This is a genomic window from Oryzophilus luti (genome assembly GCF_059726245.1).
The window spans coordinates 2,797,899-2,814,885 of the sequence record NZ_AP040874.1; the positions used below are offsets into that span (position 1 = coordinate 2,797,899).

16 protein-coding genes are annotated in these 16,987 nt (G+C 63.1%); 5 read left to right on the forward strand and 11 right to left on the reverse strand.

Annotated features, from left to right (window positions below; genetic code table 11):
* Nucleotides 1-403 precede the first annotated feature (403 nt).
* From AC6IZO_RS11985 to AC6IZO_RS11995, 3 genes are all read left to right on the forward strand, one after another.
* Nucleotides 404-1,378: an isoaspartyl peptidase/L-asparaginase gene (locus AC6IZO_RS11985; protein ID WP_497805032.1), complete on the forward strand. Its 975-nt coding sequence runs from the start codon at nt 404-406 to the stop codon at nt 1,376-1,378.
* Nucleotides 1,379-1,640: 262 nt separating this feature from the next.
* Nucleotides 1,641-3,995: a penicillin-binding protein 1A gene (locus AC6IZO_RS11990; protein WP_497805033.1), complete on the forward strand. Its 2,355-nt coding sequence runs from the start codon at nt 1,641-1,643 to the stop codon at nt 3,993-3,995.
* A complete protein-coding gene (locus tag AC6IZO_RS11995; RefSeq protein WP_497805034.1) occupies nt 3,995-4,720 on the forward strand; it encodes a PASTA domain-containing protein in 726 nt (241 codons plus the stop codon). The genes AC6IZO_RS11990 and AC6IZO_RS11995 overlap by 1 nt, the downstream gene beginning before the upstream one ends.
* A gap of 335 nt (nt 4,721-5,055) precedes the next feature.
* On the opposite strand, the gene AC6IZO_RS12000 is transcribed toward AC6IZO_RS11995, so the two are convergent.
* From AC6IZO_RS12000 to AC6IZO_RS12040, 9 genes are all read right to left on the reverse strand, one after another.
* Nucleotides 5,056-5,721: a glycine cleavage system protein H gene (locus AC6IZO_RS12000; RefSeq protein WP_497805035.1), complete on the reverse strand. Its 666-nt coding sequence runs from the start codon at nt 5,719-5,721 to the stop codon at nt 5,056-5,058.
* Nucleotides 5,722-6,237: 516 nt separating this feature from the next.
* On the reverse strand, nt 6,238-6,798 hold the full coding sequence (locus AC6IZO_RS12005; RefSeq protein ID WP_497805036.1) for a DUF4337 domain-containing protein: 561 nt from the start codon (nt 6,796-6,798) through the stop codon (nt 6,238-6,240).
* 125 nt (nt 6,799-6,923) lie between these two features.
* Nucleotides 6,924-7,799, reverse strand: a complete 876-nt coding sequence (locus AC6IZO_RS12010) for an SCO family protein (RefSeq protein ID WP_497805037.1) — start codon at nt 7,797-7,799, stop codon at nt 6,924-6,926.
* A 226-nt stretch (nt 7,800-8,025) separates the two neighbouring features.
* The gene (locus AC6IZO_RS12015) at nt 8,026-8,514 is read right to left on the reverse strand and encodes a VOC family protein (RefSeq protein WP_497805038.1); all 489 of its coding nucleotides are present in this window, start codon (nt 8,512-8,514) and stop codon (nt 8,026-8,028) included.
* The gene (locus AC6IZO_RS12020; RefSeq protein WP_497805039.1) at nt 8,514-8,915 is read right to left on the reverse strand and encodes a biotin/lipoyl-containing protein; all 402 of its coding nucleotides are present in this window, start codon (nt 8,913-8,915) and stop codon (nt 8,514-8,516) included. Before AC6IZO_RS12020 ends, AC6IZO_RS12015 begins: the two co-directional genes overlap by 1 nt.
* Before the next feature lie 24 nt (nt 8,916-8,939).
* The gene (locus AC6IZO_RS12025) at nt 8,940-9,284 is read right to left on the reverse strand and encodes a hypothetical protein (protein WP_497805040.1); all 345 of its coding nucleotides are present in this window, start codon (nt 9,282-9,284) and stop codon (nt 8,940-8,942) included.
* Between the two features lie 17 nt (nt 9,285-9,301).
* Nucleotides 9,302-10,879, reverse strand: a complete 1,578-nt coding sequence (locus AC6IZO_RS12030; RefSeq protein WP_497805041.1) for an acyl-CoA carboxylase subunit beta — start codon at nt 10,877-10,879, stop codon at nt 9,302-9,304.
* A gap of 64 nt (nt 10,880-10,943) precedes the next feature.
* A complete protein-coding gene (locus AC6IZO_RS12035) occupies nt 10,944-12,452 on the reverse strand; it encodes a methylmalonyl-CoA carboxytransferase subunit 5S (protein ID WP_497805042.1) in 1,509 nt (502 codons plus the stop codon).
* A gap of 396 nt (nt 12,453-12,848) precedes the next feature.
* Nucleotides 12,849-13,268, reverse strand: a complete 420-nt coding sequence (locus AC6IZO_RS12040; protein WP_497805043.1) for a Crp/Fnr family transcriptional regulator — start codon at nt 13,266-13,268, stop codon at nt 12,849-12,851.
* 215 nt (nt 13,269-13,483) lie between these two features.
* On the opposite strand from AC6IZO_RS12040, the gene AC6IZO_RS12045 reads away from it, so the two are divergent.
* Together AC6IZO_RS12045 and AC6IZO_RS12050 are read left to right on the forward strand one after the other, a co-directional pair.
* A complete protein-coding gene (locus AC6IZO_RS12045) occupies nt 13,484-14,491 on the forward strand; it encodes a small ribosomal subunit Rsm22 family protein (protein WP_497805044.1) in 1,008 nt (335 codons plus the stop codon).
* 107 nt (nt 14,492-14,598) lie between these two features.
* The gene (locus AC6IZO_RS12050; protein WP_497805045.1) at nt 14,599-15,213 is read left to right on the forward strand and encodes a hypothetical protein; all 615 of its coding nucleotides are present in this window, start codon (nt 14,599-14,601) and stop codon (nt 15,211-15,213) included.
* A gap of 50 nt (nt 15,214-15,263) precedes the next feature.
* On the opposite strand, the gene AC6IZO_RS12055 is transcribed toward AC6IZO_RS12050, so the two are convergent.
* A complete protein-coding gene (locus AC6IZO_RS12055; protein ID WP_497805046.1) occupies nt 15,264-15,977 on the reverse strand; it encodes a response regulator transcription factor in 714 nt (237 codons plus the stop codon).
* Entirely contained in the window at nt 15,974-16,891 is a 918-nt protein-coding gene (locus AC6IZO_RS12060) for a sensor histidine kinase (RefSeq protein ID WP_497805047.1), read from the reverse strand. Before AC6IZO_RS12060 ends, AC6IZO_RS12055 begins: the two co-directional genes overlap by 4 nt.
* Between the last annotated feature and the right edge of the window lie 96 nt (nt 16,892-16,987).

A 16,987-nucleotide genomic window follows, 5' to 3' on the forward strand; every position in this document is an offset into this window, starting at 1 on the left:
TCTCCGACGTGAGGCTATGCCTTGCCCAGCAACCAGCTACTGTCATGTTGAGCGGAGGCGGCGGGGATGGCCGCCGGAGTCGAAACACCTTGTGCCCGGCACCCAGCAATTCCAACAGGAAGGGCCGGCGCGAGAATGATCGCGCATGAACCGCAGCAACGGCGGTTCGGGTAGCCCCGAGCTTCAGCTCGGGGAGTTGTACGGGGAGTCTCTGCCGGGCCGTTCCTCGGCGAGGGCTGCGCGGAACGGCGCGCAGTGCCGGACGACCGCGCCCGCATTCAGGCGCGGTGCAGCCCGAGGTGAGGACGCGCCTCGCGTCCTGAGGCTAACGCCCGCACGCTCTCCCCTGTTATCCTGAAGTGTTTGCGACCGGCGCCGTACGCGCCCGTCCAAGGAGTTGGTTGTGGAGAAAGCAAGTCCGGTCATTCTGGTGCATGGTGGCGCGTGGGCCATTCCTGATGAAGCCGTTGAGGCCCACATTGTGGGCGTGGAGCAGGCCCGCGCCGCCGGCTGGGAAGCCCTCGCCAAGGGCGGCTCGGCGCTGGACGCCGTGGAGGCCGCCGTCGCCTCGATGGAAGACAATCCGGTCTTCGACGCCGGGCGCGGATCGTTTCTCAACCGCGACGGACGCGTGCAGCTTGACGCGCTCATCATGTGCGGTAGAACACTGCGCGCCGGTGGGGTCGGCTGCGTTGAGCGCATTCTGAACCCGGTGCATGCCGCGCGGCTGATCCTCGAAAAATCTCCGCATGTCTATTTTGTGGCCGAGGGCGCCGAGGACTTCGCCATTGAGCACGGCATGGCCCTGTGCGACAACACGGACCTGGTGCTGCCGCGCGAGGTCGAGCGCTGGCAGAAGGCGCAGGAGCAGCAGTACCTGACCACGCCCGCCGAGTTCACCGGCGAAGCGCCCATGAGCGAGCCGCAGGACGCCGCTCCCCAGGAGAAGGCTCCGGCAAAGGATTCGCACGACACGGTCGGCGCTGTGGCACTCGACGCCCAAGGCAACATTGCCAGCGCCACCTCCACCGGCGGCACGCTGAACAAGGCCCCTGGACGCGTGGGCGACAGCTCGCTGATTGGTTGCGGCTGCTACGCCGACAACGATACCGCAGCGGCTTCCACCACCGGATGGGGCGAGCCCATGATGAAGCTGGTGCTGGCCAAGCATGCCTGCGACCACGTGACCGGCGAGCATGAACCCGCCGCAGTCGCGCCGGAGACCATCGCCTTTTTGGAGCGTCGACTGAGCGGACACGGCGGCATCATCCTGCTTGACCGCCAGGGACGCTTGGGCATTGCCCACAACACGCCGCGCATGGCGTGGGCGTGGCGCTCGGCGGCCAGCGCCAAATCGGGCATCGAAGTTCCGCGCTAGTCTCTTCCGAATTTTCCGCCTCCCAGGTTAGCGCCAGAAAACACGGCGCGAACCTGGGGCACCCAGCGCCCTCTACAGGCGCGTACCGGGCTGCGCATCTCGTTCAGGATGACAGAGGGAAGGGACTGTACCCGAAGCGTCCGCAACGGCTTGCACCCTTTTGAAATTCCTTCCTGTTACCGCAGTACCTTGAGTGCTACCTCCGGAGATTGCGACGAGGGCCTCGCCGGGTGCTATTCTGGCCTTTCCTCAGTATTTCGCGATGAGTACGTTGCTCCAGCCTGCCGAGAACCCTCCCGCGTCCCCACGTTACGTGGGACGTGTGCTTTTTGGCGTGGCCGCGGCCTTGGCTGCCGTGCTCGGCGCGGTGGCCGGGTTCCTGTTCATCAACTACACGGACCTGCCGCAGGTGGACAACCTGGCGCACTACCACCCCAGCTCCATCACAGAGGTCTACGACATACACGGCCGGGTCATCGGCTCATTCGCCCTGCAGCGCCGCGTGGTGGCCACCTATGACGACTACCCCAAGGTGCTGCGCGACGCCGTGATCTCCATTGAGGACAAGGACTTTGAGAAGCACGCCGGGGTCGACTTCTGGCGCATCCTGGGCGCGGCTTACAAAGACGTTCTCAGCGGCTCGCGCGCGCAGGGCGCCAGCACGCTCACCATGCAGCTCTCGCGCAACCTCTTCCTGAACCCCGACCGCAAGTTCGGGCGCAAGCTGCAGGAAGTGATGCTGGCCATACAGATTGAGCGCCGCTACACCAAGCCGCAGATCTTCACGCTCTACGCCAACCAGATTTTTCTCGGCCACGGCGTCTACGGTTTTGAAGCGGGCTCGGAGTACTACTTTGGCAAGCACGCCAAGGACCTGACGCTGGAAGAAGCCGCGCTGCTGGCCGGTCTGCCCAAAGGTCCGAGCGCCTATTCGCCCATCGGCAACCCGGAGCGCGCGCAACGCCGCCGTAACCTGGTGATCAACGCCATGCTGGAAGACGGCAAGATCACCGTGGAGCAGGCGATGGAGGCTAAGACCGCGCCGGTCGTGCTGCACATCCAGAGCGACCCGAACTGGCGCGCGCCATACTTTGTCGAGGAAGTCCGCCGCTACCTGGAGAAGAAATACGGCACCGACGAAGTTCACGAGGGCGGGCTGAAGGTTTACTCCACGCTCGACCTGGACTGGCAGGACACTGCAACGCGCGGCGTGCTCGATGGGCTGGCAGCCTATGAGCGCCGCCACGGCTGGCGCGGACGCCTGCATAACGTGGTGGCCGCCGGCATTGCGCTGGGTGACTACAGCCATCCCGACTGGGACAACCCGATCCAGCCCGGCACCTACGTTCACGCCATGGTCACCGAGGTGAACAACAACGGCGCCACCGTAAAGCTGGGCCGCTACACAGCCAGCATCACCAAGGCCTCCATGGCTTGGACCGGACTGACGCCCAACGCCGTGCTGGCCGTTGGCGACATTGTGTACGTGCACGTAACCGGCGTGGACACCGCGACGGACCGCGCCGCCGTTCTGCTGGAGCAGGACAGCGGCACACAGGGCGCGCTGCTGGCGGTGGAGAACTCCTCCGGCGAAGTTCGCGCCATGGTCGGCGGACGCGACTTTGAGGAATCAAAATTCAACCGCGCCACGCAGGCCTTGCGCCAGACAGGCTCCTCGTTCAAGCCTTACGTCTACACAGCCGCCATTGACCAGGGAGCCAAGCCGGACGATATGGTCCTTGACGCGCCGGTCAGCTTCCCGAGCGGCGGCGGCACCTACACGCCGCACAACTATGACGGCAAGTACCAGGGCAATATCACGCTGCGGCACGCGCTGGCCGACTCGCGCAACATTCCGGCCATCCGGCTGGCGCAGCGCGTCGGCATCCGCACCGTCATCGACTACGTGCACCGCTTCGGCATCCAGCAGGAGATACCGCCCTACCTGCCCGTGGCGCTTGGCTCGGCGGAAGTTTCGCTGATTGACCAGGTGGCCGCCTACTCCACGTTCCCCAACGACGGCGTGCGCATTGCTCCGCACTTCATCCGCAAGGTCACCGACTACAGCGGACACGTGCTGGAGGAGAACTACCCGAATGCCAGCGAGGTCGTCTCCGTGGAGACCGCGCGCACCATGGTCGACATGCTGCAGGGCGTGGTGCTGCACGGCACCGGCTATGCCGCCAGCAAGCTGAACCATCCGTTCGGCGGCAAGACGGGCACGACCAACGACTTTACCGACGCGTGGTTCGTGGGCTTCTCGCCCTCGATCACCTGCGGCGTCTGGATTGGTCTGGACGAGAAGAAGACACTCGGTGCCAAGGAGACCGGTGCCATGGCCGCGCTGCCCGTGTGGATCGACTTCATGAAGGTCGCCATCGTCGGGCGCGACGATGAGCAGTTCCCCGGCAGCGTTCCGCCACCTGCTCCACCGGCAGACGCCACATCACAGGCCGCCGCGCCTGCGCCGAATGCTCCGCCGAAGCCCGCAGACAATAAAGCCGCCAATGGCAAGCAGCCGCCGGCCGCGAAACCCGCGCCGCCCAAGCCTGCCAACGGCAAGAGCGCTCCCGCCGCCAAGGCGCAGCCGCCGCACGGAGACCCGGAGGACCACTGATGGGTACACTGCGCGGCATCATGAACGTTCTGATCCTTGTGCTGATCGCCATGGTCTCCTTCCTGGTGACCATGCGGCTGGCCATCCACGGCCGCGAGGTGAACGTGCCCTCGTTCCTCAACATGAACTACGCCGAGGCGCAGAAGCTGGCCGACTCCAAGGGCGTGAAGGTGGTTGAGGAAGACAAGTTCTATTCCGCGACGGTGCCGGCGGGCATGGTGCTCTCACAGGAGCCTGCGCCGGGAACCGCCGTGCGCAAGGGCTTCCGCGTGCAACTGGCCATGAGCCTTGGCCCGCAGGTGCACACCATTCCCGACCTGATGGGCCAGAGCCAGCGCGCCGCCGAGTTGAACGCGCGGCAGCATGGGCTGGAGCTTGGGTCGGTGGCAACCATCACGGACGAGCAGTCCGCCAACGGCAGCGTGCTGGGCCAGAGCCCCGCGCCAAACGCCGCCGGAGTGGCCTCGCCGAAGGTGAGCCTGCTGCTGGCGCAGCCGCCCGAACAGCGCACGCTGCTGATGCCCGACCTGGCCGGCATGCGTATGAACGACGCACGTGCACTGATTGAAAAGGCCGGGCTGACGATTGAAAGCGTCAGCGCCGGAAGCGCGAACGGCTCATTGGCTGGCACCGATTGGGTCGTGACCACGCAGACGCCCGCTGCCGGCCAGCGCGTCTCCCCCGGCGCAGCCGTCAAGCTCACCCTCCAGCGCACGGCACAGTAAGCAATTGTCATGTTGAGCGAAGCGTCCTGCGGTTGGACGCGGAGTCGAAACACCTTGTGTCTTTCTGCCGCCGCCATAAGAACAAACACAAGGTTCCTCCACTCCACGCCCTTTGGGCGCCGCGGTCGGAATGACAACTTGAGGAGATGGGATGAACGCAGCAGGTGCATTCGTTGTGCACACGCCAAGCAAACCTGCGAACCTGCGCGTGGGCATTGGGAATGACACCGCAAAGGAAAAACCCCGGAGCCTTTCGGCGTCCGGGGTGCGATGACAGGTGAGGTCGTCGCTGAAGCTTTTCCTGCGGGGTGGCCCGCACTTGCCTGCGATCCGGTCTAGAGGAAGAACTCCTTGACCGTCTCCATGTACTTCTCAGCCGGAATCTCTTTGCTCAGTTCGGCGCTCGCCAGGCCGCCGTCGTTCATGGTTGCCGTTGCCAGGCTGGGGACCTTGGTGCGAAGCCGCAGCGCCGCATCTTCCGTGAAGGCCCGGGCCAGCGTGCCGCCCATCAGGTTCCGGTAGTTGGTCTTGGCGTCGGGAGAAGTCACGGTCACCAGCCAGCCATCGCCGTAGTTGTCTTTCACCGCCAGTTCGGGGGCCTTCGCCAGGCTCTCGTTCACGTCGGCGATGGAGCCTTCGATCGGGGAGACCAACTCGATCAACTCGCCGTTGTGCCGGAAGGCGAAGATCTTCTGTCCCTGCCGGACCCACTGGCCGCGCGTGGGGGTCTGAACCGCTTCCACATCGCCCAGCAGCTTGGCCGCGAAATCATCGATGCCCACCCGCACCAAGTTCGGGCTCTCGCTCAGCGCCCAGGTGTGGCCCTGGTGATAGCGGAGATTCTCCGGAACCATGTAGCCGGCCACCATCGCCGGAGCCAGACGAGGCTCACGCGCCTCGGGACGGGCGTAGACGGGGATTTCGACCGTCTTCTTGTTGTTCATCACACGCTCTGCCACCAGGAAGATCACGAACGTCGCAAGCATCAGAATGACTGTCATCGCTCTCACCTCTCCCGCTCTGCGGGTGTCTTTGAATTCGGACTTTTGGCTCGGGCTTTCTGCTTCCCTTCACCTCGTCCGTACGACCGTTGTTAAAGCACGCGGCGCACCAAACGTGGGCCACGTCTTGGCCTCACCGTGCAACACCTTGATGCGAAAGCTTTTATTCGCGGCCGACCTTCGCGCTTGCAACCCAAAGCTGAAAAATGCAACGCGTAGTTTTGTTGAAGTTTGCAACGCCAAATTCTTGAGCGTTTGCGCAGGATGAATATCAACATTCGTCAATTCATTAGTTTGCGAGGGAGAAAGTGCGACTGTTGCAATCTTCATCGATCGTTGCGAAACACAACGCCCCCGGAGATTTTGCACAGGCACGGGTCGCCATCTCGAGCAGAGCGGCTAAGAAAAATTGCGGAGGAAGTGAGAATTCTGTACGAAACGCCTTCGCCGGACTCCGCTGGGAGCGGGAGTCCGGCAAAGAATACGGTTGGCTCTAGAAAATAATGAGCGGCGCTCTCAGTGCACCAGCAGCGCGGAGGCGGCGGCCAGCAGGCCGAGCAGCCCAACTCCGATGCCGGAGAACCAGAAGGCGCGGCGCTCGGTCAGCAAGGTGATGGATGTGATGACCAACGCGATCTCCAGCAGCGCCTCGCCAAGGTCATAGCGGTCGGCGCGGCGGGCAACCAGGTCCACCTCGGCCTCCAACTCGCGGGCCTTCTCCTGAATCTCCTTCTCCTCGTCCTTGTAGCGGTCGATCTCTTCCTTGTACTTCTCGCTCTGGGCCGTGGCGGTCTCTTTCGCCTCCGGCGAGGGCTTGGCGGCCAGCGTCAGTTTCCGATCGTCAATGGCGTGCTCGTCCATGGTACGGCGCTGGTGCTTGGCCTGGTAAAAGCCCCACTGGTCGGTGGCGCGGTTTTGCATCACGGTCTCTTCCGTGTGCGAGCGGTGGCCAAGCAGTCCGCTGATGGCCACCAGCACGGCCAGCAGCGCCATGGTCAGGCTGACCGGGGCCATCTGCTTGTGTTCGTGTCCATGCTCGGCGGATTCCTGCAGTTCTTCCAAATCGTGTTCGCTCATCGTGTCGTCCGCAAAAATAGAAATTCCTCGCTCAGAGGTTGGCGTTGTTTGTGTCCCGGATTTTCAGAGGCTACAGGGTGACGGCGGGCGGCGTAAATGGCACCTCTGCGCCGCCCCTGAGGAAATTATTTCTGCAGCTTGGCCAGTTCGGCAGCGACGTCGGCAGGTTTCCAATCATTGCCCCGGTAGAGCACCACGAGCCGTCCGTCGGCGTCGATCACGGCGGTGCGCAGGTCGTGAACGATCTGCAGGTCGCTCTTGGTGTAGCTGAGTCCGAAGAAGGCAGCGGCCTTGCGCGTCTCGTCAGGCGTGCCCACGCCCAGCGTCCAGTGCTCCAGCTTCGGGTCAAGCGTGCCCATGTAGTTTGCGGCGTACTGCTTCAGCACCGCGGGCTTGTCAAAGTCCGGGTCAATGCTGAGAGAGAGCAGTTGCAGTTTTGCATAGGCCTGCGGGTTCTGCTCCTTCATCTGCTTGGCCAGTTGCACGTAGTTGGAACTCATGCGGATGCAGAAATCCGGCAGCGGGCAGCGCGTGTAGATGAAGGTGAGCACCACGGGGCGTCCGCGGAAGTGCGCAATGGAACTTTTGCGGCCTTCCTGGTCAATAAACTTGAAGTCCGGCACGCGGTCGCCAGCGTTGGGAAAGTGCACCTCAGAGGTCGAGGACAGGTCGGCGTGGCGCTGGTCTTTGTTGATGGAGATGTTCTCCAGTTCGCCCTCGTCGGTGACAACGAGCGTGGCGTTGACGGTGTCGCCCGGCTCAAGAATGTCGAGCGCCCATTGGTCGCGCACCTTGAAGGGCATGGTCATGGCCTTCATGAAGCCGGGAATGTCCTTGTGCTTGAGCGTGACCTGCTGGTGGGCCTTGTCGATGGAGATGACGGTGCCTTCGATGGGGTAGCGGCGCTCCGGTTCAACCGGCTTGGGCTTGCAGGCCGAGAGGCATAGCAGGGCAAGAATCAGACCGAACAGAGAGAACGAAAGCAGCTTTGATGCGCGCAACCCGATCGCCTCCATCCGCAGGCAGCGGCACACAATTGCGCCTAGGGGGAGCTGTCCGGCGGATATCCTCAGTGTAACGGCATTGCGTGGCGCGAGCAAAGCCCCCGGTGGGGCGATGTCCCAATGGAAAAGGGCGCAGCCAAAGCCGCGCCCAGTATAAATGATTACTGCGTATGAAAACCTGTGCCCGCGGAAGCCCTACCGACATGGTCCGCCGCGAAACTGTCTAGTACTGCGCCGAAGGATCCTCAACGACCTCGAGCAGCATGCCGAACGGGTTCTCCGCGCGCGATTTGGGATGCACGAAGAACACGGTAGTTCCGCGCGAACCCGGACGCGGCGCGGCGTCGATCAGGTTGAAGCCGTCAGCCTTCATCTGGTCATAAGCGGCCTTGGCACTCTTCACCCGGAAGCCGACGTGCGCAAAGCCTCCGCGCCCGCCATTCTTCTCAATCAGCTTCTGCACCGGAGACTCCGGCGAGAGCGGCTCAAGAAGCTGGATGAGGTTGGGGCCGTTGCCAATCTGCAGCAGCGCCTCGCGTACCTGGTCCTTGCCAAGCACTTCCTCGCGGTGAATCTCGCGGAAACCGAGCAGTGCGTAGGCCGCAACCTGCGCGTCCAGCTCGCCCTGCTTTACGGCAATGGCAAAGTGGTCAATGAACAGGAAGCCCGGAACCGACTGCGCTGCGTTCTCGATTGCGTGATCAGTGCTCATTATTCAAACTCCACAAGAACCTGGTTCAGTTGCACGCCGTCACCGTTGGCGACCTTGATGGCCTTGACCTTACCCGCCATCGGCGCGGTCACGTTGGTCTCCATCTTCATGGCTTCCAGCACAATCAGAAGATCGTTGGGCTGGATGCTCTGCCCGGCCTGTGCCACCACCTTCACCACCATTCCGGCGATGGGGCTGCGGCAGACCTTGGACTCATCCACCACGCCGTTGTTTACCGGCTCGGTCGGCTTGGGAGCCGACGGCAGCGTAACGCTGGAGGGCATGGCGGCGGCTGCGGCGGCCGGGGGAATGTAGGCCGGGTGGCGCGGTGCCGAGTCGTCCTCGGTAATCTCGACCTCCACCTCGTAGGTCTTTCCGTCGATACCAATTTGCAGTTTCAAGTTGGTCTCTCTCTTTCCCCCGGGCTAGCGGCCGAGGTGGTGGGACGCCTGCACGTAGACGCGTCCCTGCTGTGCCCACGGACTCATGCCGGGGCCTGCGATCTGTCGGGCGGAGCGGATGCGCACCTTTTTGCCAAGGAAGCTGGTGACAGCCGCGGCAATCACAGCCAGCAACTCAGGTGTGATCGACTCGGCCTCAGCCGGTGCCGGTTGCGCCGCCTTGGGCGCACCCAGCCGGGCTTCCAAGGCCTCCAGCCGCGCGGCAAACGTGCTCTCCAGTTGCTTCAACTGCTTCTGTAACTGGGCAAGCTGTTCGGTCAGCGCGTTGGCTTCCACCGTTGGCGTGGGAGTGTTCTTCTCAGTAGCCATCAAATATCTCCTTCGCCCTAGAGTGGGATCAGCCCGTGCTTCTTTGCCGGACGCAGTGCGCGCTTGCCCGCCAGCGATTCAAGTGCCTTGGCGATGGCGCGGCGCGTGTCGGCCGGTTCAATCACCTCGTCAACCAGGCGGCGGCCGGCGGCGACGTAAGGATTGGCGAACGTCTCGCGGTAGTCGTCGATCAGTTCCTGGCGCTTGGCGGCCTTGTCCTCGGCTCCATCAATCTCCTTGCGGAAGACGATCTCGGCGGCGCCCTCGGCGCCCATCACGGCCACCTGCGCGGTCGGCCACGCAAACACGCGGTCGGCGCCGAGGTCACGGCAGGCCATTGCAATGTAGGCTCCGCCGAACGCCTTGCGCAGAATCACGGTGATGAGCGGCACGGTGCAGGCCGAATACGCGAAGAGCAACTTCGCGCCATGGCGGATGATGCCGCCGTACTCTTGCTGCACGCCCGGCAGGAAGCCCGGCACGTCGACGAAGGTGACGATCGGGATGTTAAAGGCGTTGCAGAAGCGGACAAAGCGCGCGGCCTTGTCGCTGGCATTGATGTCGAGCGAACCGGCGAGCACACACGGCTGGTTGGCGACGATGCCGATGGTGTGTCCCTGCATGCGCGCAAAGCCGATGACGACGTTGGGCGCAAAGCCGGGCTGCACTTCCAGCAGGTCGCCCTGGTCCACCACGCGGGTGATGATCTCGCGCACGTCGTAAGCCTGCTTGTCCGTGGACGGGATGATGTTGTTCAGCTCGGGGTTCGGATCGAGCGGCAGGTTGAAGTCAATGCGCGGCGGGTCCTCAAGGTTGTTCGAGGGCAGGAAGCTGAGCAGACGGCGGCAGATGTAGAGCGCGTCATCGTCGTTTTCGGCCACGAAGTGCACCACGCCGCTGTTGTTCATCTGCGCCACGGGGCCGCCCAGCTCTTCCGAGCTGACCACCTCGCCGGTCACCTGCTTGATGACCTGCGGGCCGGTGATGAACATCTGCGCCTGCTTGGTCTGGATGATGAAGTCGGTCAACGCCGGGCTGTAGGCCGCGCCGCCCGCACACGGCCCGCAGATCAGCGAAATCTGCGGCACGGTGCCGGAGAGCATGACGTTGTTGAAGAAGACGCGGGCGTAACCGGCCAGCGAGCCAATGCCTTCCTGCACGCGTGCGCCGCCCGAATCATTGATAAAGACGAATGGGGTGCCGGTCTTCAGCGAAAGCTGAAGCATGTCTGCCACTTTATTCGAGTGCAGTTCACCGGCCGCGCCGCCCGCCACAGTGAAGTCCTGGCTGGCCATGTGCACGAGGCGGCCATCAATGGTGGCGCATCCGGTAACGACGCCATCGGCGGGCAGTTCCTTGCCCTCCATGCCGAACAGCGTGCAGTTGTGCTTGGCGAACGCGCCAATCTCCTGGAAGCTGTCCTTGTCGACGATGTGCTCGATGCGCTCGCGGGCGGTCAGCTTGCCGGCCTTGTGCTGCTTCTCAACACGCTGGGCCCCGCCGCCCTCCACAATTTTCTCTTTGCGGGCGCGCAGTTCGCCAAGGCGCTGCTCCATGGTTTTGGGTTGGTGCTTGGTGGTTCCAGTATTTGCCATTCTTCGGCTCTCCGGGCCGGGGATCAACCGCGCCGGCCATGACATGAGGTGCGTTGCTGCCGCGTTACGCGGTGGGCGCGACCGTGACGGTGTGCGTCTGTCCGTTGATGGTGACGGCGTACTTGACCGGCTCGCCCGGCGCAGCGCCCTTCGCTGCATCCTTGGCGGGCGCCGGTGGTGCGGCCACGGCCTTCGACGGGTCCTTGCCCAGGTTCTTCGGGCCATCCTTGCGGGTGGAGAAGAACTTTGGCGCAACCTTCGGGAACATGGCGTAGGTCAGCACATCCTCGTCCGTACCGTTGCAGCCCTCGAGCGCCAACGCCTCTTCGCGGAGCTGGTCCCACTCGGGCTTCAACAGGTCTGCCGGACGGCAGGTGATGACGGACTTCTTGGCGTGCGCCTCGGCCAGCTTCAGAACCTCGGGGTCCTTCGGGCCGAGCGTGCTGCCGTAGTAGCCCAGCATCAGGTCGGCGAACTCGCCCGTCAGCACCTTGTACTTGCCCATCAGCACGTTGAAGACGGCCTGTGTGCCCACAATCTGACTCGACGGCGTCACCAGCGGCGGGAAGCCGGAATCCTTGCGGACGTTCGGCACCTCGGCGAGCACCTCGCGAATCTTGTCGCCTGCGCCCTGCTGCTTCAACTGGCTCTCCATGTTGCTGAGCATGCCGCCGGGAATCTGGCTCTTGAATATCTCGGTCTCCACGCCGGTGATGTCGGAGAGAAATTCCTTGTAGCGCGGGCGAATCTTGGTGAAGTGGTGCTTCACCTTCAGGATGCGTTCGAGGTCGAGCCGCGTGGTGTAGCCGGTGCCTTCCAGCATCTCGACAAAGCTTTCAGTCGGGTTGTGTCCGGGGCCGAGCGAGAGCGAACTGACGGCGGTGTCCACGATGTCGCAACCGGCTTCCACGGCTTTCATCAGCGAGACCAGCGTGACGCCCGTGGTGGCGTGCGTGTGCACGTGCACCAGCGTCTTTTCGCCGCACTTCTGCTTGATGCCCTTTACCAGGTCATACGCGGATTGCGGCTTCAGCAGGCCAGCCATGTCCTTGATACAGATGGAGTCGGCGCCAAGCTCGACCAGCTTCTGCGCCATATCAACGAAGGCCTGCGTGGTGTGTACCGGGCTGACCGTGTAGCTGATGGTGCCCTGCGCATGCTTGCCGGTCTTCTTCACGGCCTTGATGGAGGTCTGGAGGTTGCGCAGGTCGTTCAGCGCGTCAAAGACGCGGAAGACGTCCATGCCGTTTGCAGCGGCCTTCTCCACAAAGCGGCTGACGACCGTGTCTTCATAATGGCGGTAGCCGAGCAGGTTCTGGCCGCGCAGCAGCATTTGCAGGCGCGTCTTGGGCAGCAGCTTGCGGAACTGACGAAGCCGTTCCCATGGATCTTCATTGAGGAAGCGGATGCAGGAGTCGAACGTGGCGCCGCCCCAGCACTCCAGGGACCAGTACCCCGCGTTATCGAGGTCTTCGCAGACGGGCACCATGTCTTCCATGGCCATACGGGTGGCCAGCAGACTCTGGTGAGCGTCGCGCAGGATGAGATCGGTTACTTCAATCACACGAGCCATAAAAAGTATGAGTCCTTCCGGCAGAGTCCGGATGAAGCATCCACTTTCCTGCGGTCTCCGCCATGTGTAGCGTAAGCGCCCAACAGTCGCGAGCCTGTGAGACAAGTCACCTCGGCCCGTGACCGCCATCTATCGATCCAATTTTACCGATTTTTCTTCTCCGCGCCAGCCCCCAAGCGGATGAATTCCGCATGAATCGTGCAAGAAGTGTTCCATGAACCACTTTGGCAGAGCGGCGCATGACTCCACGCCGTAATCAGCGAGGCACTACGACCACCGCAGAGATTACCTCACAGATATCAGAGACGCTGCCCTGAGGGGATACCGCAGGGCTTCACCTTGGCGGGGCAGGGACACCGCACTGACTCAATATTGACCGCCGAGGACGCTGCGGTCTCAGGCGATCTGGCAGGTGCAGGCGCCGTGCAGCGCGCAGTCTGTCTTGGTGCAGCTCATCATGTGTTCCTGCGTCTGGCGGAGCTGGTTCAGCTCATCGCCCATCATGCCCAGCACCTGCATGCACAGTTCGGGATGCTGGCGCAGCATCTCATTGAACGCCGCAGTTTCCACAAAGCGAAGGCTGACGCGATCGACGGCTTCGGCCGTAAACTGATAGCTCTTGGCACATATGGCGGCTGGCAATCCGAGCAGCGAGCCGGGACCGAGAATGCGGCAGACCAGTTCGCGGCCATCTTCGGCGGGCAAATGCGCGCGCACGGTGCCGCTGGTGACCAGGTAAAGGCCGTCGGCGGGGGTTCCGGCGGTCATGACGCAGTCGCCGGGCTGGGCCGCAATCGATTGCGCGATGGGTTCCAAGGCTGAAGCCAACGAGGCCGGGGCCTGAAACGGTGTACGGGGGACTCCAGATGTGCCAGGTTGCACGAAAGGACTGTTCACGAGAAACGCTCCAGTACACTTTGTTTGTACCAGCGCGATAAACATCGTCATGTGATACGCATCACAGGTTGCTGTGACACTATCTTCACCGATCACTCCAGATTTCACGAAGGGATTTCTACTCCGCAACGACCATGCGACTGCCTTCCGAGCTGCGCAACGCGATTGATGAACACCTGGGCACGCAGGATGCCCGCGCCCTGGCGCATGCGGCCGCCATGTTGAGCACGCGCTACCGCGAGGCCGATTTTGCGCAGGCCGCCATGCGCACCGGCGCGGACCGCGCCGCCTACCTGGCCGTGCGCATGCCCGCCACCTTCGCCGCTGTCGGCGCAGCGCTCGAGCAGGCGCATTCGCTCGCACCGGAGTTTGACCCGCACACGCTGCTCGACCTTGGCGCGGGACCGGCAACCGCGTCGTGGGCTGCCGCCACACAGTTCGAGACCTTGGAGCGCGTCGTCTGCGTGGAACGCGACGCACAGCTTGCTGCACTGGGCCGCACGCTCATGCAGCACGCGGAGAGCGAAGCTCTGCGCAACGCCGCATGGCACACTACTTCGCTCGACGCCGCGCTGCCAGCCGAGAAGTTCGACCTTGTGGTGCTCTCGTACTCCCTGGGTGAGTTGGGCACGCGCGCCGAGAGCGTGCTGCGCCGCGCCTGGCAGTGCTGCTCCGGATGGCTGCTGGTGATTGAGCCGGGGACGAAGGTCGGCTTTGCCAACGTGGTGCGTGCGCGAAGCGTTTTGCTGGAGAGCGGCGCGCATCTGCTGGCGCCGTGTCCGCAGGAAGCGCACTGCCCGATGCTGGCCGCGAATGGAAAGCCGAGCACGCAGCAGACGGTGGCAACGAAAGGTGACGATTGGTGCCACTTCTCTGTGCGCCTGGAGCGCACAGGCGAGCATCGGCGGCTCAAGCTCGGCGAGCTTGGCTACGAGGATGAAAAGTTCAGCTACGTAATGGCAAGCCGCGCGGAATGTTCGCGGGCGCAGGCGCGGATTGTGCGCCATCCGATGCGCTATGCCGGGTACGCGCAGCTTGAGCTATGCACCAACGATGGCCTCGCGCGCAAGACCGTCACACGCTCACAGAAGGAAGCCTGGCGCAAGGTGAAGAAGAGCGACTGGGGCGACGCGTGGGAGTAAGCGGCCTTCTGCATTGGACGCCACAAGTGGCGCTTGTACGAAGATAGGCACAGGCACAGTAGCTCTGCATCTTTCTCAATTATGCAAAGCTCCCGAAAGAGCGACCGATGAACTCCTTTGATGATCCGCGAGAGGCCACATCCTACGTTGTCGGCAAAATACGTGAGCAGGCTGCGGTAGACGGAATCGAAATCTCCACGTTTGAATACGGGTTATTGGATGGCTCAGCTACCGAAGAACAGATCGAGTCGTTCGAGTCACAGAATGATAGCGAAGAGGCGGAGAGAATCTGGGAGACGGTCGCCACGCTCATTCGGCGCAGTCTGCGATCTTCCAAGAAGAATGGCGGACGGGCCGCGCAGCGCGAGTACGAGGACGCGCTCCGCAGCGCAGTAAAGGAACCCGGCTATCTGGCGAGCCTCATTACGCTGGAGGATCTTTCACATCCCACAATTACCGACGTCATCGAGCACAATTATCGACGGTGGCTGTTGCTTGCGCTGCTGTGCGTCTTCGGAGGGGTGGGGCTGGCTGCACTCATGATCTTTGGCATGGAGGCGTTGAATCGCTTTCAGGCAACCCCCGCAGGACAAATGGTCGTTGAGCATGTACGAAGGTTCGGTGCAGCCGGATACTTCGTGCTGCTGGCGCTCACTTCCCTTTGGATGGGGCTTGGGGGCCGGATTCGGAAACTGCGCGGAAACAGGCGCAGCGCACACTGACCCAACGAAGAACCCCGATAAATCTGGCGGCGTGAGTCTTTCTGCGGCCGTCACTTCTCCGGCTCAAAGCGGTAGCCGACGCCGCGCACGGTGACGAGGAAGTGCGGGTGCGCGGGCTCGTCTTCGATGTATCGGCGCAAGCGCACCACAAAGTTGTCGATGGCGCGCGTGTCGGTGTCCTCGTGCAGGCCCCACACCTCATCGAGAATCTGCTTGCGGCTGACGGCGCGCCCGGCGTGCTTGATGAAGAAGCGGAGCAGGTCGGCCTCCATCAGCGTCAGGCGCACCTGCTCGCCATTTGGCGCGGTCAGCAGCAGGTTCGTAAAGTCCAGTTCACGCCCGGCGAAGCGGTAGTGGTCTTCCGCAGGAGGCTCACTCGGTGCCGGTTGCATCCAGCGTCCGCGACGCAGCAGGCTGCGCACGCGCGCCAACAAGATGGACAGATCGAACGGCTTGGGCAGGTAGTCGTCGGCGCCGGATTCAAAGCCCTTGAGCACATCCTCGGGACGGCTGCGCGCGGTCAGCATCAGCACGGGAACGAAGTTGCGCGCGGCCCGCAGGCGCGCCGCCACGTCAAAGCCTGAGATGCCGGGCAGCATGACGTCGAGCACCACGGCGTCAAAGTGCGCGTCCGCGTCGAACAACTGCTTCAGCGCGGCCTCGCCACTTTCAACGGCGGTGACGGTGTGGCCCTCGGCCTCCAGGTTGAACTTCACTCCCTGCGCGATGTGCGCTTCGTCCTCTACCACCAGAAGGCGGCTCATGACTGCTCCTTGCGCGCCAGACCGGCGCTCTTCAAACGCGGCAAGCGAAGTGTGAACCTCGAGCCCTTGCCAAGTCCTTCACTCTCGGCAAAAGCCGCGCCGCCGTGGCGATGGGCCACCGAGCGCACAATGAACAGTCCGAGGCCGGTACCCTTGACGTGCGATTTGATGCGCTGCTGCACGCGGTAAAAACGGTGGAAGATGCGCTTCAACTCTCCGGCCGGAATGCCGACGCCGTTGTCCTTCACGCGCAGATCGTAGTCGTCGCCGTTCTCCAGCAGCTCCACCTCAATGTGCGGGTCCTGCGGCGTGTAGCGCGCGGCGTTCTCCAGCAGGTTGTTGAGCGCCGTGCGCAGGTCTTCCGGGTCACCCAGCACAATCGCGCCTTCGGAGACATGTTCAACGTAGGTGTAGGCTTCCGGCATGTGGTGGCGAACGCGCGCCAGCTCCACGCACTCCTTGGCCAGCGTGCCCAGCCGCACCGGGCGGAAGTTCTTCCGCGCCTTGGAGCCGGCCTGCGCCGCCTTCAGCACCATCTCCACCGTGTAGAGCAGGCGGTCGGTGTCCTCCAGCATGATGCGGTAGAACTGCTTGCGCTGCTCGGGGTCAACCTCGCGCGATTGCAGCGTTTCCAGGTAGAGCTTGAGTGAAGCGATGGGCGTCTTCAGCTCATGGGTAACGGCGTTGATAAAGCTGTCATGCTGCTCATTGCGGCGCACCTCGCGCACCAGGAAGATGGTGTTCAGCGTGAGGCCGACAATGATGAAGCCGAAGAAGAAGATGCCCAGCAGCACCATGCCGACTTCGCGCCAGTGCACAATCCAGATGGTGTTGAGCGCGATGGCCAGCCCGGCGGAAAGCACCCCGAGAAAGACGAAGAAAAAGATTGTCCAGCGCCGGGATGTGATCTGCATGGCCACGGAGGGATTGTATCGCGAGGAGCCAACGCAGGCAGCATGGAGTCCCAGGTCAGCCTCGCCAATTGCGTCGCGGCGAACCTGGGGCACCCG